A 22,265-nucleotide genomic window follows, 5' to 3' on the forward strand; every position below is an offset into this window, starting at 1 on the left:
GCGGCCTCCTACCGGGAGAGCATGCGCTCGAGGAACGTGAACGTCAGTGCCGCCTTGAACGCGGCCTGGGCGTTGTCCGCGGCACCGCCGTGCCCGCCCTCGATGTTCTCGTAGTACCAGACCTCGTGGCCCTGTTCCTCGAGCCGGGCCACCATCTTCCGGGCGTGACCGGGATGCACCCGGTCGTCCCGGGTCGAGGTGGTGATCAGGATCGGCGGGTACGCCGCCTCCGGGTCGGTGTTCTGGTACGGCGAGTACTCGCGCAGGAAGGCCCACTCGTCGGGGTCGTCGGGGTCGCCGTACTCGGCCATCCACGACGCCCCGGCGAGCAGCAGGTGATACCGCTTCATGTCGAGCAGCGGCACCTGGCACACGATCGTCCCGAACAGCTCGGGGTAGCGGGTGAGCATCACGCCCATGAGCAGACCGCCGTTGCTGCCACCCTGGATGCCGAGCCGGTCGGCGGTGGTGATGCCGCGCGCGACCAGATCCCGTGCCACCGCGGCGAAGTCCTCGAACACCCTGGGCCGGTTCTCCTTCAGCGCCTGGGTGTGCCACTGCGGCCCGTACTCTCCGCCGCCGCGGATGTTGGCGATCACGTAGGTGTACCCGCGTTCGAGCCACGCCAGGCCCACGCCGCCGCTGTACGCCGGCACCATCGAGTTCTCGAATCCGCCGTAGCCGTACAGCAGGGTCGGGGCCGGGGACGAGGTGTTGCGGCCCACCACGAAGTACGGAACCTGGGTCCCGTCGTCCGAGGTGGCGAAATACTGTGTGACGGCGATGTTCTCGGCGTCGAAGAACGCCGGGGCCTGCTTGATCGACTCCAGCGGACTGCCGATCGTGCCGGACAGCAGCGTCGCGGGCACGGTGAAACCGCTGGAGTTGAGGAAGAATTCGTCGCTCTCGAGCGGGTCGACGTCGATCACGGAGGTGGAGGTCGCGGCCGGCACGTCCGCGAGAGGGCGATCGGTCCACCCGTCCGCTCCGGGGGTGAGCATCCGCACCTCGGTCTGCACGTCGCGCAGCGCGACCACCAGCAGGTGGTTCCGTGTCCATGCGTACTGTTCCAGCGAGGTGTGCGCGTCCGGGGCGAACAGCACCGTCATCTCGCGCGACCCGGCCAGGAACTCCGGGTAGTTCGCGGCCAGCAGGGTGCCCGCCGGATGTCCGAGCCACGGCGACCGGGTCCTGATCAGCAGGTGGTCGCGATACACGGAGACCTTCGCGTCGTCCGGAGCCTCGATCCGGACGAGCTTCCCGTCGGGCCGCAACTCGAAACGGTGCGACGTGTAGAAGTCGATCGCGCGCTCGACGAAACTGCGCTCGAAGCCGGGGGTGCGGTCGTACCAGGCCGAGACGGCGACATCGGACTTGTCGCCCTCGTACACCGTCTCGGTCTCGGACAGCGGGGTACCGCGGCGCCAGCGCTTGGCCAGGCGCGGATACCCGGAGTCGGTGAGCGAGCCGTCGCCGAAATCGGTGCCGACGTACACGGTGTCCGCATCGATCCAGCCGATGTCGGTCTTCGCCTCCGGCACCGTGAAACTGTCCGGCCCGCCGACGAACTTCCGTGAATCCACATCGAACTCGCGGATCACGGTGGCGTCGGCGCCGCCGCGCGACAGGCCGATCAGGGCCCGGGACTGGCCGGGCCGCAGCACCTGCGCCCCCGACCACACCCAGTTCTCGCCCTCCGCCTCGGCGACCGCGTCGAGGTCGACCAGCACGTCCCAGTCCGGGGCGTCGCGCAGGTACTGCTCCATGGTGGTGCGCCGCCACAGACCGCGCACGTGCCGAGCGTCGCGCCAGTAGTTGTACAGGTACTCGCCGCGACGCCGCGCGTACGGAATGCGCGCGTCGGTGTCGAGGACCTCCCGGATCCGGGACTGCAGCGTCTCGAACGCCTCGGTGCGGGTGTACTCGTCGACGGTGCGGTCGTTGTGCGCGCGCACCCACCCGAGTTGCTCGTCGCCGGTGACGTCCTCGAGCCAGAGGTACGGGTCGTTCGTGTCGTCGGTCATGGGCAATTGTTGCTCATCCGGTCCCGGGCGACCCGATGGGGACCGCAGCACGCGACAAAACGCCGCACCCGCCACACTGGCGGCATGCAGCTCCACCCCTCCGACGCCCAGCGGGACTGGCTCGACGACCGCGTCCGCAGCGACCAGTTCCTGCTGTTCTGCTTCGAGGGGCCGGCCGACGACCCGGACCGCCTGGTGGCGGAGCTGCGGCGACGGGCGTCGGCCGTCGCCGAGCTGCGGCTGCACGCCGTGGCGGTGCCGGGCGATCTGGACTATCCGTACTGGGCGACCGGGCCCGTCGGCGCCGACCGGTTTGTCGTGCACCGGCTGCCGGATCCGTCGTGGCCGGGCGTGCAGGAGGCCCTCGGTGCGCTGCTCACCGACCGGCTCGACATCCGGGCCTCGCCGTGGCGGCTGCACCTGCTGCCCGGCGTGACGGGGGCGCCGCGCTGCGCCGCGGCCGCAACCGTTGTCGTGCTGCAGGTTTCACACGCCTTCGCGGACGGTACCCGCGCGTCCGCCCTGGCCCGGGCGTTGCTGTCCGGCACCGCCCCGGCCGGCGGCGGCGCGGCCGACGGCACCGCCCCGTCGGTTCCGGTGATGCTCCTGCGCGCCGCGGCCAAGCTTCCGGTCCAGCTGGGCTCCCTGCTGGTGACGGGGGCACGCGCGGGCCGCGCCGAACGCGAACTGGCCGATCCGGCCGTCCCGCCACCGGCCCCGGGATGCCCGCCGAGCGCCGTGAACACCGATCCCGGCCCGCGGCGCGCGGTGCGGACGATCGTGTGCCCGGCGACGGACCTGCGCACCGTGGGGACCGTGACCGTCGGTGCGCTGACCGCGATCGGGTCCGCGCTCGCCGAGTTCCTCGGCGACTTCCCGGCCGACCGGCTCGGTGCGGAGGTACCCATCTCTCTCGCCGGAAACGGGTTGTCGCGCAACACCTACCGCAGTGCCGGGGTCCGGCTGTTCGCGCACGTGAACGATCCTCGGGAACGTGCCGAGGCCATCGCGGACGACCTGGCGCAGCGACGGCGACGGATCACGCATCCGGCCATGGATCTGCGAGATCTTCCGTTCGCGCACGTCCCGGCACCGCTGCTGCGGTTCGGACTCGCCCGCGCCGACCTCGGCGCGGTGCCGCGGACCGTCACCGGCAACACGGTCGTGTCCAGCGTGTACCGCGGCGCGGGCGATCTGGTGCTCGGCGGCGCCGCCGTGCGCTTCACCGCCGGTTTCCCGGGCCTGTCGCCGGCCATGGGCCTGACCCACGGCGTGCACGGGATCGGCGACGTGGTCACGCTGTCGGTCACGACCAGCCCGCAGGTGATCGAGCCCGGGGAACTGGACCGGTACGAGAGCGTGTTGCGTGCCGCCGTCGCGCAGGTGGCGCACGCGTAGGGGGACCGCCCCGGCGTTGTCGAGCAACTGCTTGGTTCGGGGCGGTTGCGGCTGTAGCGTGCCGGTCGGAACGGATCGACGAGGGAGTGACGATGGGCGTGTACGCGGTGACCGGGGCGGCGTCCGGCATGGGCGCGGCGAGCGCGGAACGGCTGCGGACCGCCGGCCACACCGTGATCACCGTCGACCTGAAGGAGGGCGACGTCGTCGCCGACCTCTCGACCCCGGTGGGACGTTCCGGAGCGGTGCGGCAGACCCTCGAGCTGGCCGGGAACCGGCTCGACGGTGCGGTCCTCGCCGCCGGCCTCGGTCCGGTGCCCGGCAAGGAACAGACCATGGCCCAGGTCAACGTCCGCGGCGTGATCGAGCTGCTCGAGGGGTGGCGGCCGGCGCTCGCCGCGGCCGGAAACAGCAAGGTCGTCGTGTTCGGGTCGAATTCGACGACCACCACCCCGGCCGTCCCCATGTCGGCGGTGCGGGCGTTTCTCGCGGGCGACCTGGAGAAGGGCGTGCGGCGGGCGGGCCGGATCCGGCCGGCGGCCGCCCCCTTCACCTACGCCGCGTCGAAGATCGCCGTCACCCACTGGGTGCGCCGGAACGCGGTGACCCCGGACTGGGCGGGGGCGGGATCCGGCTGAACGTCCTCGCGCCGGGCGCGGTGGCGACTCCGCTGCTCGAGACTCAGCTCGAGAGCCCGGAAGGTGACCGGGTCAGGAGCTTTCCGGTTCCGATCGGCGGGTTCGGTGATCCGGACCGGATCGCCGAATGGGTGGAGTTCATGCTCTCGCCGGCCGCGGACTTCCTCGTGGGCTCCGTGGTGGTGGTCGACGGCGGTAGCGAGGCATGGTTCCGTGCGGTCGACTGGCCGCGACCGGTGCCGGTGCGGAAGGTGCTGCGGTACGTGCGGCGGATGCGGAGCTTCCGCCGCTGAGGTGGCGCTGCGGCTTCCGCCGCCGAGGCAATTCTGCGCCCGAGGGGGCGGTTGTCGCGGGCGGCTCTCGACGTCCGTCGCGGCAGCGTCCCCCTCGCCGTGGTTTTCTCCTGCTCGACGCCGTGCGCATGCCCGATTCGCGCCGCATGTCGGGGCTACCGGCAAGTAACCGGACCATCCGCAGACACGCCGGAGCGGCAGGTCTACCCTGTTTGTTCGTGACCTCACACTATGACGTCGTTGTCCTCGGAGCCGGTCCCGGTGGGTACGTCGCTGCTATCCGCGCGGCACAGCTGGGACTGAGTACCGCCATCATCGAGAAGAAGTACTGGGGTGGTGTCTGCCTGAACGTGGGCTGCATTCCCTCCAAGGCGCTTCTCCGCAATGCCGAACTGGCGCATCTCTTCACGAAAGAGGCCAAGACGTTCGGCATGTCCGGGGACGTGTCCTTCGACTTCGGCGCCGCTTTGGACCGCAGCCGCAAGGTCGCGGACGGCCGCGTCAAGGGCGTGCACTTCCTGATGAAGAAGAACAAGATCACCGAATACGACGGTGCGGGTTCCTTCGTCGATGCCAACACCATCTCGGTCGAGCTCAACAAGGGCGGAACCGAGACGGTGACGTTCGACAACGCGATCATCGCGACCGGTTCGGTCACCAAGTTGCTGCCCGGCACCGAGCTGAGCAACAACGTCGTCACCTACGAGGAGCAGATCCTCACCCGTGAGCTGCCGGGCTCGATCCTGATCGTCGGTGCCGGCGCCATCGGTATGGAGTTCGGCTACGTGCTGGCCAACTACGGCGTGGACGTCACCATCGTCGAGTTCCTCGACCGTGCGCTGCCCAACGAGGACGCCGACATCTCCAAGGAGATCGCGAAGGCGTACAAGAAGCTCGGCGTGAAGATCATGACCGGTGCCGCGGTGCAGTCGATCGACGACGACGGCAACAAGGTGACCGTCGCGATCAAGGACAACAAGTCCGGCAACGTCGAGTCCGTCGTCGTCGACAAGGTCATGCAGTCGGTCGGGTTCGCCCCGCGCGTGGAGGGTTTCGGCCTCGAGAACACCGGTGTCGCCCTCACCGACCGCGGCGCCATCGCCATCGACGACGTGATGCGCACGAACGTGCCGCACATCTACGCCATCGGTGACGTCACCGCCAAGCTCATGCTGGCGCACGTCGCCGAGGCGATGGGCGTGGTCGCGGCCGAGACGATCGGCGGCGCCGAGACCCTCACCTTCGACGACTACCGGATGATGCCGCGCGCGACGTTCTGCCAGCCGCAGGTCGCCAGCTTCGGCCTGACCGAGCAGCAGGCGCGCGACGAGGGCTACGACGTCAAGGTCTCGACCTTCCCCTTCACCGCGAACGGTAAGGCCCACGGCCTCGGCGATCCCAACGGCTTCGTCAAGCTGATCGCCGACAACAAGCACGGGGAACTGCTCGGCGGCCACCTGATCGGCCCCGACGTCTCCGAACTTCTGCCCGAGCTGACCCTCGCGCAGAAGTGGGACCTGACGGTCAACGAACTGGCCCGCAACGTCCACACCCACCCGACGCTGAGCGAAGCGCTGCAGGAGGCCATCCACGGCCTCGCAGGGCACATGATCAACTTCTGATCCCAGCGCGTCGAAGATCCTCCGCGCGGGCAGATCCCCGTTCGGATGTACCGGCTTCAGCCCGTGGCGACCGAAACGTCGCCGCGGGCTGTCGTCGTCTTCGGAGACGAAACCTGATTCGATACCCGTGACGCGGGGTACGTTGTCGGCATGGCTGAACGGGGTGCGACTCCCAAGGTGCATCCGGTGCGCAGGATGATGTTGCGCGCCGTGCGACACCTGTTCACTCCCCTTCGTCCCGACGACTACCTCGAGATGATCAATCCCCTGTGGACCACCCGGGAACTGCGGGGCCGGGTCGAGCGGGTGGTACCCGAAGGTCCCGAGGCGGCGTCCGTGCTGATCCGTCCCGCGTACGAATGGCGGGGGCACCGTCCCGGCCAGTACGTGCGGCTGGGAGTGATCATCGACGGCGTCTACCACTGGCGGGCCTATTCGCTGACCTCCGATCCCGAGCCCGACGACGGACTGATCAGCGTCACCCCGAAGGTCGTCGAGACCGGCGTGGTCTCGCCCCACCTGGTGCGCCGGATCCGGCCCGGCGACGTGGTGCGGCTCGGCGAGGTCGAGGGTGTGTTCACCCTGCCCGACCCGCTGCCGGGGAAGATGCTGTTCGTCAGTGCCGGTAGCGGTATCACGCCGATCATGAGCATGCTGCGCAGCCTGGACCACCGCGACGCCCTCGACGACGTCGTCCTGGTGCATTCGGCCCGCACCGCCGACGAGGTCATCTTCGCGTCCGTGCTGCGCGACCTCGACGCGCGTCGTCCCGGGTTCCGCCTGGTGCTGCGGCTCACCGCGGAGCAGGGCCGCATGACGCCGGCCGATCTGGACGAGCTGTGCCCCGACTGGCGGGAGCGGGAGGCGTTCTGCTCCGGCCCCGGCGAGATGCTCGATGCGTTCGTCGAGCACTGGAACGACCACGGTGATCCGAAGAAACTCCACATGGAGCGTTTCCAGCCGATCATCGGCGGGAATGCGGGATCGGGTGAGGGCGGCACGGTTCACTTCCTCGACAGCGAGGCCGACGTCGAATGCGACGGCGGCACGCCGATCCTGGTAGCGGGCGAGCAGGCCGGCCTGCAGCTTCCGTACGGATGCCGGATCGGGATCTGCCATACCTGCGTGGGCACGCTCCGCTCCGGCAGAGTGCGGGACCTGCGCACGGACGAGGTCGCCGAACCCGTCGGCGCCGCGGTCCGCACATGCATCCACACCGCCGAAGGCGACATCGAAATCGAGCTGTGAACGAAAGGAACGCGAGATGACGACGGAGATCGAGAGTCCCCTCGCGCATCTGAGCGAGGAAACGCTCGAGGTATTGGCGAAGGAGTTCGACGCCATCCACGACAGGGTCTACGCCGACCTGGGGGAGCGCGACCGCCGCTACATCAAGACGGTGATCGCGACGCAGCGACAGCTCGCCGTCGCCGGCCGTGCCCTGCTGCTCGGCTCGGCGTCCAAGCCGGCGTGGGTCGCGGGCACCGCATGCCTCGGCCTGGCCAAGATCCTCGAGAACATGGAGATCGGCCACAACGTCATGCACGGGCAGTGGGACTGGATGAACGATCCGGACATCCACTCGTCGGTGTGGGACTGGGACACCGCCTCGACCGCGGCGGGCTGGAAGCACTCCCACAACTACATTCACCACACCTTCACCAACATCCGCGGCAAGGACAAGGATCTCGGGTACGAGATCATGCGGATCGACCCGCACCAGAAGTGGCATCCGGTCTACCTGGCGCAGCCGTTCTACAACGTGCTGCTCATGGCGTTCTTCGAATGGGGCGTGGCGCTGCACGACCTCGATCTCGACGCGCTGTGGGCGGGGGAGAAGACCCCGGCGCAGGTGCTCGAGGAACTGAAGGGCATCGCGGGCAAGGCGCGGCGGCAGTTCGTCAAGGACTACGTGGGCTGGCCCCTGGTCTCCGCCGGCGCGTTCGCCGCCGCGGCGCTGCTGTCGGGCGGCCGGATGCCGCAGCCGGCCACCTCCCGGATCGGGCGCCGGCTGCGCGGACTCGGCCGCCTCGGGCGTGGCCGCGCGGCCGGCCGCCGGGCCGACCGGGTCGCCGACGTGCTCGACAGGGTCCTGCCGGGCGTGGAGAAGACGTTCCTGGCCACCCTGGCGGCGGACTTCACCGCCAACATCATCCGCAACGTGTGGTCGCACGCGATCATCTTCTGCGGCCACTTCCCGGACCAGACGTACACCTTCAGTCGGAAGGAGGTCGAGAACGAGAGCCGCGGCGGATGGTACGTCCGCCAGCTGGTCGGTGCGGCCAACATCGAGGGCAGTCCGCTGTTCCACGTGATCAGCGGAAACCTCGGCTACCAGGTCGAACACCACCTCTACCCCGACATGCCGAGCACCCGGTACGCCGAGGTGGCGCCCGAGGTGAAGGACATCTGCGAGCGGTACGGGCTGCCGTACAACACCGGGCCCCTGTCCAGGCAGTGGGGCACCGTGCACCGGACGATCCTGCGCCTCGCGTTCCCCGGCGGCAAGCCGCGGCCGAAGCCCGGTCCGTACCGCAGCGCGGACGACTCGTCGGCGCGGAAGCCGGCGACGAGCGAGGCCGCCCGGTTCCGTAGCCGGCTGCCCGCGGACCACCCCGCAGCAGGCCCGGAGCACGAGCACGGTGGTGTGGAGGTCGAACCGCCGCCGCGCTGACGATCGTTGCTACGGCCGATGGGTCCGGTCGTACTCCGCTTGTGCCGCAAGCACTTCCGTCATGCTCGACTCGAGTACCCCGATGAGGGCACGCAGGTGCTCGGCGACCTGCGCGCCGAGCGGCGTGAGGCTGTACTCGACCTTGGGTGGAATGGTCGTTTCCACATGACGGTGGACGAGGCCGTCGCGCTCGAGCTGCTGCAGCGTCTGGGACAGCATGCGCTCGCTCACCCCGTCGACGTGTCGGCGCAGTTCACCGAACCGGTGCGGGCCCTCGCCCAGGGCGGCCAGGGCGAGCACGCCCCAGCGGCCGGTCGCGTTCTGCAGGACCTGCCGGGACGTGCACGCGCGGGCGAACACGTTCGCTTCGAGTGCGGGATCCGTCGTCACGCCTCCCAGCGTACATGCACGAACACTACGTGCCGTACTTACCGAAGTGGTTGCACTTACGATTAGTAAGTGATTTGATGGCGGTGTTCCCGACTTTCGTTCTCGAGGAGATCTCATGACCATCGCCGTTACCGGTGCCACCGGCCACCTCGGCCACCACGTCGTCACTGCCCTGCTCGACCGCGGTGCCGAGCCGTCCGACGTCGTCGCGATCGTCCGCGACGCCGCGAAGGCTGCCGACCTCGCCGCCCGGGGCGTGCAGGTGCGCGTCGCCGACTACGCCGACCGGGACGCACTCGTCGCCGCCCTGGCCGGCGTCGACAAGCTCCTGCTGATCTCCGGTAGCGAGGTGGGCCGACGGATTGCGCAGCACACCAACGTCATCGAGGCCGCGAAGGCCGCAGGGGTCGGCCTCGTGGCCTACACCAGCGTCCTCGACGCGCAGCGCAGCCCCCTGGCGCTGGCCGCCGAGCACAAGGCCACCGAGGACCTGCTCGCCGCCTCCGGGCTGGACGTCGTGCTGCTGCGCAACGGCTGGTACTGGGAGAACTATGCCGCAGCTGTCGACACGGCGAAGGCGACCGGCGCCCTGTTCGGCGCCGCCGGCAGCGGCCACGTCGCCGGTGCCGCCCGCAAGGACTACGCGGAGGCCGCCGCCGCCGTGCTGCTCGCCGGCGACCAGGCCGGCAGGATCCACGAACTCGGCGGCGACGAGCGCCTCACCTACGCGGAGCTCGCCGACGTCCTGTCCGGGATCGTCGGCGCGCCCGTCGCCTACAAGGACCTGCCCCGGGACGAGTACACGAAGGTCCTCGAGAGCGCCGGGGTGCCCACTCCGATGGCCGCCGTCCTCGCCGACTCCGATGCGGGCATCGCCGTCGGCGCACTCGACACCGACAGCGGTGATCTGCAGCGGCTCATCGGGCGGCCGAGCACGCCGGTGGCCACGGTGCTGAGCCGATAGTCCATGCCGTGAACCGGAATCCGCCCACGACACAGCGTGGGCGGATTCCGGTGCCGGGCGGGAATTCAGCGAGTCAGGTAGGCCACCCAGCCGCCGAACTCGGTGATGTCGACGGCGTCCGCCGCGGCGTCGTGCGTGCAACCGAATCCGACGACCCACCGCCCGTCGGAGAGTTCGACGCTGGTCAGCGTCATCGGCGCGGGCAGCGCGGCCAGGAACCGGCCCAGGCCGGCCTCCGAGACCCGGAACAACTCGCCGGCGATCGGCGCGCCCCGGCCGGCGCCGTGGCGGACGAGGCCGGGCTTCGGGGGAGTGGTGTTCAGCGCCGTCAGGCGGTACGCGTCGGATGTGCGGACCTCCTCGACGAACCGGGCACCGATCTCCTCGAGCTGGAAGTGCAACGGTTGATCACGCAGGTGTGCCCCGAACACCGCCAGCTCGACCCCGCCGGAGACGAATCCCGGTGCGGCGACGCCCGTCAACCGCGCCGCGAGATCCACGGCGACCTGGTCGGCGAAGGCCGGCACCACGAACATCACCCCGAAGGCACGGCCCTCGGCGGTCGGTGCACCAGGTACCGCGACCGCGGCCATGTCGAGCAGATTGCAGAAGTTCGTGAACGTGCCCATCCGCCGGTTGATCCCGATCGGGTCGGACTGTACCGCGGCGATCGTGGGATGCTCGGTGGTGGTGGGCAGCAGCAACCCGGCGAACCCGTCGAGGAGGTCCGCCGCGAACGCCTTGGCGTGGGTCAGCGTGTCGAGATCGGCCACCAGTTCGTGCGCCGCCGGGTGCTCCGCGGCCGCGACGATCGCGGCGACCGTCGGATCCGCCCCGGCGGGGTTCGTCGCCAGGAACTCCCCGACGGCCGCGTACCGCTGTGCGACGACGGCGCCGTCGTAGAGCAGCGTCGCCGCGTCCAGCAGCGGCGAGACGTCGACCTCGGTCACGTCGAGTCCCGCCGCACGCCCTGCGGCGACAGTGCGCGCGAACGCATCTCGATATTCGTCGCACAACTCGGCGAGGTCCTCCGCGCGCGGCACCGCCACGCGCGGCGTGGACGGTGCGGCGAACGGCACGTCCGACGGCCACCTCCGGCTGCGGGGGTCGCGCGGTTCCGGCCCGGCCATCACCTTCGCCGCCGCCCCGGCCAGGTCGAGCGACGTGGCGAACACGGTGAGGCAGTCGTAGTCCACGCATGCCGGCACCACGCCGTGGGCCGGGATCACGCCGAGCGTGGCCTTGATGCCCACGAGTCCCTGCAGCGCGGCCGGGACCCGGCCGGAACCCGCGGTGTCCGTGCCGATCCCGATGTCCGCGATGCCCAGCGCGACTGCGGTCGCCGAGCCCGAACTCGATCCGCCCGACACGCGTTCGGGATCCCAGGAACAGCGCACCGCCCCGTACGGGCTACGGGTGCCGACGAGGCCGGTGGCGAACTGGTCGAGGTTGGTCTTGCCCAGGATCACCGCACCGGCAGCGACGAGGCGCGCGACGCCCGACGCGGTGTCCGTGGGGGTGTAGGCGAACTCGGGGCAGCCGGCCGTGGTGGGTATTCCGGCGACGTCCACGTTGTCCTTCACCGCCACCAGCAGGCCCGCGAGCGGCAGGTCCTCGCCCGCCGCGACGCGCGCATCCACGGCGTCGGCGTCGGCGAGCACATCCGCGGGCGGCCGCAGCGCGATCCACACCTCGGGCCGGTCCACCTCGCCGATGCGGCGCAGCGCCGCCTCCGCTCGGATCCTGCTCGGCGACGGCGCAGCCGAAAGTCCATTTTCCACAACGATGCTCATGCTGCTCCGATCACGAGAAGGGGGGTGCCGGGGGCGACCTTCGCGCCCGGCCCGACGAGGACCTTCAGGACGGTCCCTTCGAGAGCTGCCGGCACGGGCATCTCGAGCTTCATGGCCTCGAGGATGACGACGGTGTCGTCGTCGGCGACCCTGTCGCCCTCTGCCACCTCGACCCGCCACACGTTGCCGACCATGGGAGCCTCGACGACGACCGATCCCGCCGGCATCCCGGCGAGCGGGTCGACGGGATCGACCACCTCGACCGGTGCCGGCTCGGTCCGGTCGAACTCACCGGCCGCGTGCCACGCCTGCTTCTCGGTCTCGAATGCCGCGGACTGACGCTCGTGGAACGCGTCGATGGACTCGGTGTTCGCCGCCAGGAACCGCAGGTGGTCGGCGAGGGCGAACGTGCCCTCGGAGACCTCGGCGTCGAACCGGCCCGCCAGGGACGCGGTGCGGTACTCGAGCAGCTGCTCCGGGCTCACCGGTTCCCACACGATCCGATCGAAGAAGCGGAACAGCCACGGCGTGCCGTCCTCGAACGGGCCGGCCTGCCGGTACCCGGACCAGATCGGCACCGTCCGGCCGATCAGCTGGTAGCCGCCGGGGGACTCCATGCCGTAGACGCACAGGTACTTGCCGCCGATGCCCACGGCGTCCGACGGGGTCCACGTACGCGCCGGGTTGTACTTCGTCGTCACGAGCCGGTGCCGGGGATCGAGTGGAACGGCCAGGGGCGCACCGAGATACACGTCACCGAGGCCGAGGACGAGGTACTCGGCGTCGAACACCGTGTCGCGGACCTGCTCGACCGAGTCGAGTCCGTTGATGCGCCGGATGAACTCGGTGTTCGACGGCAGCCACGGCGCCGAGTCGCGCACACCGCTGTGGTAGCGGGAGATCGCCTCGGAGATCGACGGGTCGTCGAACGAGAGCGGCAACCGGACGGTGCGGCTGGGCACCACCAGGTCGTGGGTGGCCGGCAGTTCCGTCTCGAGATCCTGCAGGGTCCCGAGCAGGCGGTGCTGGGGCAGCACGTCCGGGTCGAAGTGCACGTGCAGCGAGCGCACCCCCGGCGTGACGTCGACGATCCCCGGCAGGCGCAGGGCCGCGAGCGCCTCGGACAGGGCGTGCACCCGCATCCGCAACCCCAGGTCGAGCACCCTGTCGCCGTACTCGACGAGGATGTTGTCGTCGCCGCCGCGCAGGTACACCACCTCGGGACGGTCCAGGAACGCCGGGGTACCGGCCAGTCGGCCGCCGTCGAGCGCGGCGGGCCGCGCTACGGGCGGGACGTCGAGGGCACGGGCCGCCGCGCCGCGCAGCTCGACCGCCGCCTCGTCGGTCACGGGAACGAACCGCACCGAATCCCCGGGCCGGATCTGCCCCATCTTCCAGCGGTGACCGGAGACGACCGTGAGCGGGCAGGCGAACCCGCCCAGGCTCGGGCCGTCCGGACCGAGCAGGATCGGGGTGTCGCCGGAAACGTTGAGCGCGCCCACCGAGTAGGGGTTGTCGTGCAGGTTCGACGGGTGCAGCCCGGCCTCGCCGCCGTCCGTCCGCGACCAGGTGGGCTTCGGGCCGTCCAGGCGGATGCCGGTGCGGTTCGCGTGGGACTGCACCGTCCACGTGGTGTCGTAGAACTGGGCCAGGTCGTCCTCGGTGAAGTAGGCCGGTGCGGGCTGCGGCCCCTCGGTGACGGCGAGATGCCACGTGTGGGTGAACTCCGGGCGACGCTCGACGGGTACGGGTACGGGTGCCGGGCCGGCGGGGGCGGGAGATTCCGCCACGCCGAGCACATCACCCGTGGCCACGGCTCTACCGGTGACGCCGCCGAAGCCGCCGAGGGTGAACGTCGACGCGCTGCCGTGGTAGAGCGGGGCGTCGAGACCGCCACGTACCGCGACATAGGTGCGCAGGCCCTGCTCGGCCGGGGCGCCGATGTCGAGCACGCCGCCGGCCGGGATCTGCACGGGCTCCCACATCGGCACGGGCACACCGTCCACGGTGGCGACGACCGGGGCGCCGGTGACGCACACGAGCGTCGGGTCGGAGAACTTCAGGCGCGGGCCCTGCAGCGTGCATTCCAGCGCCGGTGCCCCCTCCGGGTTGCCGACGGCGCCGTTGGCCGCGCGCATCGACAGGTCGTCCATCGGGCCGGACGGCGGAATGCCGACCTCCCACAGACCGATCCGGCCGGGGAAGTCCTGCACGGTGGTCATGGTGCCCGCGCGCAGCACGTCGATGCGGTGACCCGTCGCCCGCACGTCCCGCAGCGTCGCGGTGGTGTGTGCGGCCTCGAGCACCGGCTCGGCGGTGCAGATGCGCCGCAGCTGTGGCAGGTTCGTCTGCACGCCGTACAGGTGGGTGTCGTCGAGCGCCTCGGCGAGCGCCGCGAACGCGGTGCGACGGGACTCGCCGCGCACGATGATCTTGGCGAGCATCGGATCGTAGAACGAGCTCACCTCGGTGCCGGTGTCCACCCACGTCTCGACGCGGGTGTGGGCCGGGAACTCGACGGCGGTGAGCAGTCCGGCGCTGGGCCGGTAGTCGTGCCCCGGGTCCTCCGCGTACACGCGCGCCTCCACGGCGTGACCGGTGAGCCGCGGTCCGCTGTCGGGCAGCGCGTCGAGCATCTCGGTCTCGCCCCGGCCGAGCCGCAGCATCCACTCGACCAGGTCCACACCGGTGACCTCCTCGGTGATCGGGTGCTCGACCTGCAGGCGGGTGTTCATCTCGAGGAACGACGCCTCGCCGCGTTCGACGTCGTAGACGAATTCGACGGTGCCGGCGGAGCGGTAGCTCACCGACGACGCGAGCCGGCGCGACGACGCGAGCAGTTCCTCGACGACCGCGTCGGGCAGGTTCGGGGCGGGCGCCTCCTCGACGACCTTCTGGTTGCGTCGCTGCAACGAGCAGTCGCGCGTGCCGAGGCTGATCGTGCGGCCGCGGCCGTCGCCGAACACCTGCACCTCGATGTGGCGGGCGTGGGCGACGAACCGTTCGAGGAACACGCCCGACGAGGAGAAGTGTGCGGACGCGAGACGCTGCACCCGCTCGTATGCGTCCCGCAGCTCGTCGGGGGTGTGGCAGGCCTGCATGCCGATACCACCCCCGCCGCCGACGGCCTTGAGCATCACGGGGTATCCGACGGTTTCGGCCGCGGCGAGGGCGGCGTCGACGGACCCGAGCAGGCCGCTGCCCTCGACGAGCGGGACGCCGACGGCGCGCGCCGCCTCGCGAGCGGTGTGCTTGTCGCCGAAGACCCGCAGCTGCCCGGGCGTGGGCCCGATGAACGCGATGCCCGCCGCCTCGCAGGAGGCCGCGAATTCGGCGTTCTCCGAGAGGAACCCGTACCCGGGGTGGACCGCGCCCGCGCCGGTCGCGAGGGCCGCCTCGATCACCAGATCCGCCCGCAGGTACGACTCCGCGGCCGGGGCGGGACCGAGGCGCACGGCCATGTCCGCCATTTCGACGTGTGCGGCGGACGCGTCCGCGTCCGAGTACACGGCGACGGTCTTCAGCCCCAGTGTGTGCGCCGAACGCATGATCCGGCAGGCGATCTCGCCGCGGTTGGCGACGAGCAGGGTGTCGAAAGCGAACGTCACGACAGGCTCCTTCGGTGACGGGGAAGAGGAAGATATCGGGGCGGAACCGGACGTCAGCGAGCGAACGACATCGCGGTGACGGCGCGGGTCACCCGGTCGAGCACCACTGCGAGGGATTCACCGATGTGCCGGTGCAGCAACCGGTGGGCACGCTCGAGGTCGTCACCGAGCACGGCGTCGACGATGGTGAGGTGCTCGGCGATCGACGTCTCGATCCGGCTGTTGACCATGAAGTCGTACATCCGCACGTGCCGGATCCGGGAGTTGACCGACTCGAGCGAGCCGGCCAGCTCCGCGTTGCCCGATGCGGCGAGCAGCGCGACGTGGAACTCCTCGTCGAGCACCACGAAGCCGGGTTCCTGTTGCGGCGGGTCGGCGGACAGGCGCACCCACCGCTCGCGTTCGGCGGCGAGGGCGGCACGGTCGTGCCGCACATCGGGATTGTCGATCGCCCGCGCAATGCCCTGCAGTTCCAGGGTGATCCGCAGCTCGTAGAGGTCGCGGATGCGGGGGATGCTCGGCGGCACCGGCGAGAATCCGTACTCCTCGCGGCGCAGCAGGCCGTCCGCGCACAGCATCGCGAGGGCCTCCCGGACCGGGGTGCGGGAGATGCCGAAGCGCGCCGACAGTTTCGGCTCGGTCAGCCGCTCACCGACCGGGATCGAGCCGTTCATCAACTCGGTGCGCAGTTCCCGGTACACCCGCGTCCGGAGCGGTTGCGCCGTGGCTGTATCCGTACGTGTCGACATAGCTGTATACGCTATGGACGTCGTGTTTCGCCGAGATTGCCCGCGGTAAAGCGGCGGTTAGGAAGAGCTCTCAGAAGTCCCGCTCGATGCGCAGCACGCCGATGGTGGTGGCCAGGCCGTCGTATTGCGCTACCAGCAGGCAGAATTCGATCATCCGCCGGTCGTCGAGGTGAGCGGCCAGCGCCTGCCACGTCTCGTCGCCGAGGTCCCTGGTGGTGACCAGTTCGTCGACGGCCGTGAGCATCGCCCGGTGCCGCGGGCTCCAGCCGGGGGCCGCGGGCCCGTCGAGGATGCGCTGCAGGATCTCCGGCGTGATCCCGGCGCGGCGGCCGAGCCGGGTGTGATGGTCCAGCTCGTAGCCGCACTCGCGTAGGTGCGCCACGCGGAGGATGACCAGTTCGGATTCGAACCGGGGCAACCGCCCGAACGGCATGAGCTTCCCGGAGTAGTGCAGCCAGCCGCGGAACAGGCCACCGGTGCGGCCCAGGGTGCTGAACAGGTGCGCGTCCTTCGTGCCGGCCACCGTCGAGAGCACGCGCCAGGTCGCCCAGTTGAGCGGGCCGAGCTCCTTGAACCGTCCGGGCCGGATGCGAGGTGACATGCCGGTCAGTCTCGCACGGCGCGCGCCAATCGGGCCATCGTCCGGGCCTGCTCGGCGCGCTGCACCACCACCGCCCGGGACGTGTCGATGTGGGCGAGGAGCTGGGCGTGGGCGTCCTCGAGGCGGCCGGCGAGCACCGACTCCGCCACGCAGATGTGCTCGTCGACGGTCGCCGTGATCCGGTCGTGCGTCAGGTAGTCGAACATGCGCACGGGCCGCACCTTCGCGTTCACGGTAGCCAGCGCGTCGCACAGGGCCGGGTTGCCGGCGGAGGACAGCAACGCCAGGTGGAACTGCTCGTCGAGCCCGACGAAGCCCGCATCCGGCTCGGGCAGGTCACGGCGCAGCGCATACCACCGGTCGAGCTCGGCGCCGAGCACGTGGGGATCGTGCCGGATCGACGGATCGGCCAGCGCGCGCCGGATCCCGCGCAGCTCCAACGTGGTCCGCAGCTCGTACAGATCGGCGAGGTCGTCGAAGCGCGGCCGGTACGGGAACAGGCCCTGCTCGCGCCGTTCGACCAGCCCGTCGGACACCAGCCGCGCCAGCGCCTCCCGCACCGGCGTGCGGGAGACCCCGTACTGCTCGGCGAGACGTTCCTCGCCGAGCCGTGCGTCCGGCGGCAGGACGCCCGTCATCAGGTCCGAACGCAGCGCCCGGTAGACCCGCTCGCGCCGCGTGCCACCGGCGCTCATCAGATCGCCATGGCGGCGCGGACGGTACCGGCGGCGTCCGTGCCGCCGTCGCCGGTGGCGGTGATGCGGCCGGATTCGAGGACGTAGTACCGCTGGGCGGCGTGCAGCGCGAAGCCGATGTGCTGCTCGACGAGGAGCACCCCGAGATCGCCGCGCCGGCTGAGTTCGACGACGGTGTTCTCGATCTCGGCGACGACCGACGGCTGGATGCCCTCGGTGGGTTCGTCGAGGATCAGCATGCGGGGCTCGGTGATCAGGGCCCGGGCGATGGCGAGCTGCTGGCGCTGGCCGCCGGAGAGCAGGCCGGCGCGCCGGTCCAGCAGCGGCACGAGGGCGGGGAACAGGTCGAGCATCTCGGTGACGAGCTGCTTGCCGCGTCTGCGTCCGTCGGCGACGACCTGCAGGTTCTCGGCGCAGGTGAGCTGCCCGAAGGACTGCTGTCCCTGGGGGACGTAGGCCAGGCCGCGGGCGACGCGCGCGGACGGCCGTAGCGCGGTGACGTCCTCGCCGTCGAACACGATCCTGCCGAAGGTGGTGGGCAGCAGGCCGACCGCGGCGCGCAGCAGGGTGGTCTTGCCGGCCCCGTTGTGGCCCATGACGGCGACGACCCCGTCGGCGGGGACGGTGAGGGTGGCCCCGTGGATGATCTCGGTGCGGCCGTAGCCGGTGCGCACGTCGACGAGCTCGAGCATGTCAGGCCTCCTGCGCGGCGGTCGCGGTGCCCAGGTAGACCTCCTGGACCCGGGGATCGTTCTGCACCTCTTCGACGGTGCCGTCGGCGATGACCCGGCCCCGGGCCAGGACGGTGACGGACGTCGCGAAGGCGCGCATGAAGTCCATGTCGTGTTCGACGACGACGACGGTGCGCTGCGCCCCGATCCGGCGCAGCAGCTGCCCGGTCTCCTCGCGTTCGTCGTGGCTCATCCCGGCGACGGGCTCGTCGAGCAGCAGCACGTCGGAGTTCTGCACGAGCAGCATGCCGATCTCGAGCCACTGCTTCTGCCCGTGCGCGAGGATGCCGGCGGGCACGTCGCGCAGGTCGGCCAGGCCGATCGTCTCGAGGGCTTCCTCGATCTGCGGCAGCACCGTGGTGCGGCGGCGCAGCAGCGACCACGGGGAGCGGCCGGAGCCGGCGGCGATGTCGAGGTTCTGCAGCACGGTGAGTTGTTCGAACACCGACGCGGTCTGGAAGGTGCGGCCCACACCGAGGCGGGCGATCTTGTGCACCTTCTTGCCGAGCAGTTCGACGCCTGACTTGGTGACCGACCCGGTGGCCGGCACCAGGCCGGTGACGGCGTCGACGAGGGTGGTCTTGCCGGCGCCGTTGGGGCCGATGAGGAAGCGCAGGTCGCCCTGCAACAGGGTGAGGTCCACGCCGTCGACTGCGGTGAAGCCGTCGAAGCCGACCCGCAGGTCGCGGATCTCGAGGTACTGGCTGGACATGCCGGCGTTGCCGCCGTAGTGGGGTTCGGTCATCTCACCGGCTCCCTCGTCGTGGTCGGTTCGGGAATCGGCTGCGCCGGGCCGGTGCGGGTGCGTCGCCGGCGCAACGTCGCCAGCCCGGCCAGGCCGGCGGGGAAGAACCCGATGACGACGATGAACAGCAGGCCCTGCGCGTAGGTCCACGCCGAGGGGAAGTTCTCCGACAGGGCGGTCTGGGCCCACGCGACGCCGATGGCGCCGAGGACCGGGCCGAGCAGGGTCGTGCGTCCGCCGATGGCGACGCCGATGAGGAACGCGATGGAGGGAACGATGCCGACGTCGGCGGGGGAGATGATGCCGACGATGGGCACGAACAGCGCCCCCGCGATGCCGGCGAAGAAGGCCGCCGCGGCGTAGGCGACGACCTTGACGTTGGCGGGGTCGTAACCGAGGAAGCGGACCCGCTCCTCCTGGTCGCGCACGGCCACGAGCAGCTCGCCGTAGCGGGAGAACATCAGCTGCCGGGTGAGCGCGACGACGGCGAGCAGGACGCCGGCGGCGACGAAGAACAGCATCCGCTTGTTGGCCGGGTCGGCGAGGGACAGGCCGAAGAAGCTGCGGAAGCGGTTGAGCCCGTTCGATCCTCCGATCGACTGCTGGCCGATCAGCAGGATCGCGAAGGCGGCGGTCAGGGCCTGGGAGAGGATCGCGAAGTAGGCGCCCTTGACGCGGCGTTTGAACACGCCGAGCCCGAGCACCACCGCCACCAGTGCGGGCAGCACGAGGATCGCGACGATCGTCACCAGCGGAGACGCGAAAGGCGCCCAGTAGCCGGGTAATTCGCGGATGCCGGCGATCTGCATGAAGTCCGGGACGGTGTCGCCCCGCAGTCCGGCGTCGGCGATCTTCAGGTGCATCGCCATGAGGTAGGCGCCGAGGCCGAAGAAGACGCCCTGGCCGAGGGTGAGCATGCCGCCGCGGCCCCACGCGAGACCGATGCCCACGGCGACGATCGCGAAGCACAGGAACTTCGCGAGCAGGTTCAGGCGGAAGTCCGACAGCACGGCGGGGGCGAGGACGAACAGAACGAGTGCGGCGAGGGCGAACCCGGCCCACGTGCGGGCCGGTCCGGGTCGGGTGAGCGCCGGCAGACGTGTCGGGGCAGGCATCAGACCAGGCTCCTTGTCTTGACCGCGAACAGGCCCTGCGGCCGGACCTGCAGGAAGATCACGATGAGCACGAAGACGATCACCTTCGCGATCGATGCGGTGGTGGAGTATTCGATGAACGAGTTGAGCAGGCCGAGCGCGACGGCCGCGATGACGGCGCCCTCGATCCGTCCGAGGCCGCCGATGACGACCACCAGGAACGCGTCGATCAGGTAGGACTGGCCGATGGTGGGGCTGGTGGAGCCGATCAGGGTCAGCGCCACCCCGGCCAGGCCGGCCAGGCCGGAGCCGAGGAAGAACGTGGTGATGTCGGTGCGCCGCGACGAGATGCCCACGGTCTCGGCGAGATCGCGGTTCTGCACGACGGCCCGGATGCGCCGGCCCATCGGGGTGAACTTCATCGCCGCGATGAGGATCACCACGCACACCACGGCGAGCGCGAGGATGAACAGCCGGGTCCGGGGCACCACCGCCCCGAGGATCTCCATGCCTCCGGAGAGCCATTGCGGCGCAACCACGTTGACGGCGGGTGCGCCGAAAATGTCACGTGCGGCCTGCTGCAGCAGCAGGCCCACGCCGAAGGTCACCAGCAGCGTGTCGAGCGGGCGATGGTACATGCGGCGGATGAGGGTGAGCTCGAGCAGCACTCCCATCACGCCACCGACCAGGAAACCGACGAGCAGCGACACCAGCAGGGACACCCCGGCGGCCGAGACCACCTGCTGCACCACGTACGCGGTGTAGGAGCCGGCCATGATGAACTCGCCGTGGGCCATGTTGATCACGCCCATCTGCCCGAACGTCAGCGACAGGCCCAGCGCTGCCAGCAGTAGGATCGAACCGATGCTCAGTCCCGTGAACAACTGTCCTACAACGACATCCATGTCGCCTCCCTTCTCGTCGGCTTCCCGGTCACGGTGGTCAGCTGCCGGACAGGCCGGCGGCCCAGTCGTAGCTCCCGAGGTACGGGTCCGGCTCGATCGGGCCGTTCGACTCCCACACCGTGTAGATCAGTCCGTCGCCCCGGATCTCGCCGATGCGAGCCGTCTTGGTGATGTGGTGGTTGTCCCCGTCGATCGTGACGGTGCCCTCCGGTGCGTCGAACGAGACGCCGTCGGCCGCGGCCTGCACGTCGGCGACGGCGAACGAGTCCGCCTTCTCGACGGTGTTCTTCCACAGGTACACCGAGGCGTATGCGGCCTCCATCGGGTCGGAGGTCGGCTTGTTCGCACCGTACTTCGCCTTGTACGCGTCGACGAAGGCCGTGTTCTCGGGGCTGTCCACGGTCTGGTAGTAGTTCCAGGCGGTGAGCTGGCCGGTGATGTTCTGCGCGCCGATTCCGACCACTTCCTCCTCGGCGATCGACACCGAGATCACCGGCATGTCGGCGGCGGTGAGGCCGACGTTGGAGTACTCGCGGAAGAAGGCGACGTTCGAGTCGCCGTTGAGGGTGTTGAAGACCGCGTCCGCGTCGGCGGTGCGGACCTTGTTGACGATCGTGGAGAAGTCGGTGGACCCGAGCGGGGTGTAGTCCTCACCCTTGATCTCGATGCCGTTGGCCTCGGCGTAGGCGCGGATGATGCGGTTCGCGGTCTGCGGGAAGACGTAGTCGCTGCCGACGAGGTAGAGGGACTCGACGCCCTTCTCCTTCAGGTAGTCCAGCGCCGGCACGATCTGCTGGTTGGTGGTGGCGCCGGTGTAGAAGATGTTCGGCGACGACTCGAGGCCCTCGTACTGCACGGGGTAGTACAGCAGCGCGTTGTTGTCCTCGAACACCGGCAGCATCGCCTTACGGCTCGACGACGTCCACCCGCCGAACACCGCGGCCACACAGTCGGAGCTGATCAGCTTCTCGGCCTTCTCGGCGAACACCGTCGGCTCCGAGGCGCCGTCCTCGGCCACGATCCGGATCTGCTTGCCGAGAACGCCGCCGTTCGCGTTGATCTCCTCGACGGCCAGTGCGATCGAGTCGCGCACCGTGACCTCGGAGATCGCCATGGTGCCGGACAGCGAGTTCAGCGAACCGACCTTGATCGTGTCGCCGGAGGTGTCGACGCACGAGGCGGACCCGGCAGCGTCGGTACTCTCGGTGGCCTTGCTGCCGCAGGCGCTGAGCACGAGGCCGACGGCGGCCAGCGCGGCCGGCGCGGCGACGGCGCGCTTGGCGAACTTGGACGTGGCAACTGGCATGGAGGTGCCCTTCTTCGAAGATGGGAGCCGGACGG

At 70.2% G+C, this 22,265-nt stretch carries 17 protein-coding genes and 1 pseudogene; 6 read left to right on the top strand and 12 right to left on the bottom strand.

Annotated elements, in window-relative coordinates:
* Positions 1–8: 8 nt before the first annotated feature.
* The gene (locus tag G6038_RS15395) at positions 9–2,024 is read right to left on the bottom strand and encodes a prolyl oligopeptidase family serine peptidase (protein WP_165038711.1); all 2,016 of its coding nucleotides are present in this window, start codon (positions 2,022–2,024) and stop codon (positions 9–11) included.
* 84 nt (positions 2,025–2,108) lie between these two features.
* Here G6038_RS15395 and G6038_RS15400 point away from each other — a divergent pair, with 84 nt between their 5' ends.
* The 5 genes and pseudogenes from G6038_RS15400 to G6038_RS15420 all read left to right on the top strand — a co-directional run bounded on the left by G6038_RS15400 (position 2,109) and on the right by G6038_RS15420 (position 8,649).
* Positions 2,109–3,422, top strand: a complete 1,314-nt coding sequence (locus tag G6038_RS15400) for a wax ester/triacylglycerol synthase domain-containing protein (RefSeq protein WP_165038712.1) — start codon at positions 2,109–2,111, stop codon at positions 3,420–3,422.
* A gap of 92 nt (positions 3,423–3,514) precedes the next feature.
* Positions 3,515–4,353, top strand: a pseudogene (locus tag G6038_RS15405) (SDR family oxidoreductase).
* A gap of 218 nt (positions 4,354–4,571) precedes the next feature.
* Entirely contained in the window at positions 4,572–5,975 is a 1,404-nt protein-coding gene (gene lpdA / locus G6038_RS15410; RefSeq protein WP_165038713.1) for a dihydrolipoyl dehydrogenase, read from the top strand.
* Between the two features lie 150 nt (positions 5,976–6,125).
* Positions 6,126–7,223, top strand: a complete 1,098-nt coding sequence (locus G6038_RS15415; RefSeq protein WP_165038714.1) for a ferredoxin reductase — start codon at positions 6,126–6,128, stop codon at positions 7,221–7,223.
* Positions 7,224–7,239: 16 nt separating this feature from the next.
* On the top strand, positions 7,240–8,649 hold the full coding sequence (locus tag G6038_RS15420; protein WP_165038715.1) for an acyl-CoA desaturase: 1,410 nt from the start codon (positions 7,240–7,242) through the stop codon (positions 8,647–8,649).
* A gap of 9 nt (positions 8,650–8,658) precedes the next feature.
* On the opposite strand, the gene G6038_RS15425 is transcribed toward G6038_RS15420, so the two are convergent.
* Positions 8,659–9,039: a helix-turn-helix domain-containing protein gene (locus G6038_RS15425; protein ID WP_165038716.1), complete on the bottom strand. Its 381-nt coding sequence runs from the start codon at positions 9,037–9,039 to the stop codon at positions 8,659–8,661.
* Between the two features lie 115 nt (positions 9,040–9,154).
* Here G6038_RS15425 and G6038_RS15430 point away from each other — a divergent pair, with 115 nt between their 5' ends.
* Positions 9,155–10,003, top strand: coding sequence for an SDR family oxidoreductase (locus G6038_RS15430; protein ID WP_165038717.1), 849 nt, complete (start codon positions 9,155–9,157; stop codon positions 10,001–10,003).
* A gap of 65 nt (positions 10,004–10,068) precedes the next feature.
* On the opposite strand, the gene atzF is transcribed toward G6038_RS15430, so the two are convergent.
* The 10 genes from atzF to urtA all read right to left on the bottom strand — a co-directional run bounded on the left by atzF (position 10,069) and on the right by urtA (position 22,230).
* Positions 10,069–11,796 (bottom strand): allophanate hydrolase, encoded by a 1,728-nt coding sequence (atzF, locus tag G6038_RS15435; protein ID WP_165038718.1) that lies wholly within the window; start codon positions 11,794–11,796, stop codon positions 10,069–10,071.
* Positions 11,793–15,404, bottom strand: a complete 3,612-nt coding sequence (uca, locus tag G6038_RS15440; protein WP_165038719.1) for an urea carboxylase — start codon at positions 15,402–15,404, stop codon at positions 11,793–11,795. The genes atzF and uca overlap by 4 nt, the downstream gene beginning before the upstream one ends.
* A 53-nt stretch (positions 15,405–15,457) precedes the next feature.
* Positions 15,458–16,153: a GntR family transcriptional regulator gene (locus tag G6038_RS15445; protein WP_165038720.1), complete on the bottom strand. Its 696-nt coding sequence runs from the start codon at positions 16,151–16,153 to the stop codon at positions 15,458–15,460.
* Between the two features lie 70 nt (positions 16,154–16,223).
* Positions 16,224–16,754 (bottom strand): carboxymuconolactone decarboxylase family protein, encoded by a 531-nt coding sequence (locus tag G6038_RS15450; protein ID WP_165038721.1) that lies wholly within the window; start codon positions 16,752–16,754, stop codon positions 16,224–16,226.
* 5 nt (positions 16,755–16,759) lie between these two features.
* The gene (locus G6038_RS15455; RefSeq protein ID WP_165038722.1) at positions 16,760–17,449 is read right to left on the bottom strand and encodes a GntR family transcriptional regulator; all 690 of its coding nucleotides are present in this window, start codon (positions 17,447–17,449) and stop codon (positions 16,760–16,762) included.
* Positions 17,449–18,141, bottom strand: coding sequence for an urea ABC transporter ATP-binding subunit UrtE (gene urtE, locus G6038_RS15460; RefSeq protein WP_165038723.1), 693 nt, complete (start codon positions 18,139–18,141; stop codon positions 17,449–17,451). Before urtE ends, G6038_RS15455 begins: the two co-directional genes overlap by 1 nt.
* Position 18,142: 1 nt before the next feature.
* Complete coding sequence (gene urtD / locus G6038_RS15465; protein ID WP_165038724.1) at positions 18,143–18,925, bottom strand: urea ABC transporter ATP-binding protein UrtD; 783 nt, start codon at positions 18,923–18,925, stop codon at positions 18,143–18,145.
* Positions 18,922–20,040 carry an urea ABC transporter permease subunit UrtC gene (urtC, locus tag G6038_RS15470; protein ID WP_165038725.1) on the bottom strand — a complete coding sequence of 373 codons (1,119 nt, stop codon included), beginning with the start codon at positions 20,038–20,040 and terminating at the stop codon, positions 18,922–18,924. Before urtC ends, urtD begins: the two co-directional genes overlap by 4 nt.
* Positions 20,040–20,924, bottom strand: coding sequence for an urea ABC transporter permease subunit UrtB (gene urtB / locus G6038_RS15475; RefSeq protein ID WP_165038726.1), 885 nt, complete (start codon positions 20,922–20,924; stop codon positions 20,040–20,042). The genes urtC and urtB overlap by 1 nt, the downstream gene beginning before the upstream one ends.
* Positions 20,925–20,961: 37 nt before the next feature.
* Positions 20,962–22,230, bottom strand: a complete 1,269-nt coding sequence (gene urtA / locus G6038_RS15480) for an urea ABC transporter substrate-binding protein (RefSeq protein WP_165038727.1) — start codon at positions 22,228–22,230, stop codon at positions 20,962–20,964.
* Positions 22,231–22,265 lie beyond the last annotated feature (35 nt).

Origin of the sequence: Rhodococcus sp. 14C212 (assembly GCF_011058195.1) — a bacterium.
In the GTDB taxonomy this organism is placed as follows: Bacteria; Actinomycetota; Actinomycetes; order Mycobacteriales; family Mycobacteriaceae; genus Rhodococcus; species Rhodococcus aetherivorans.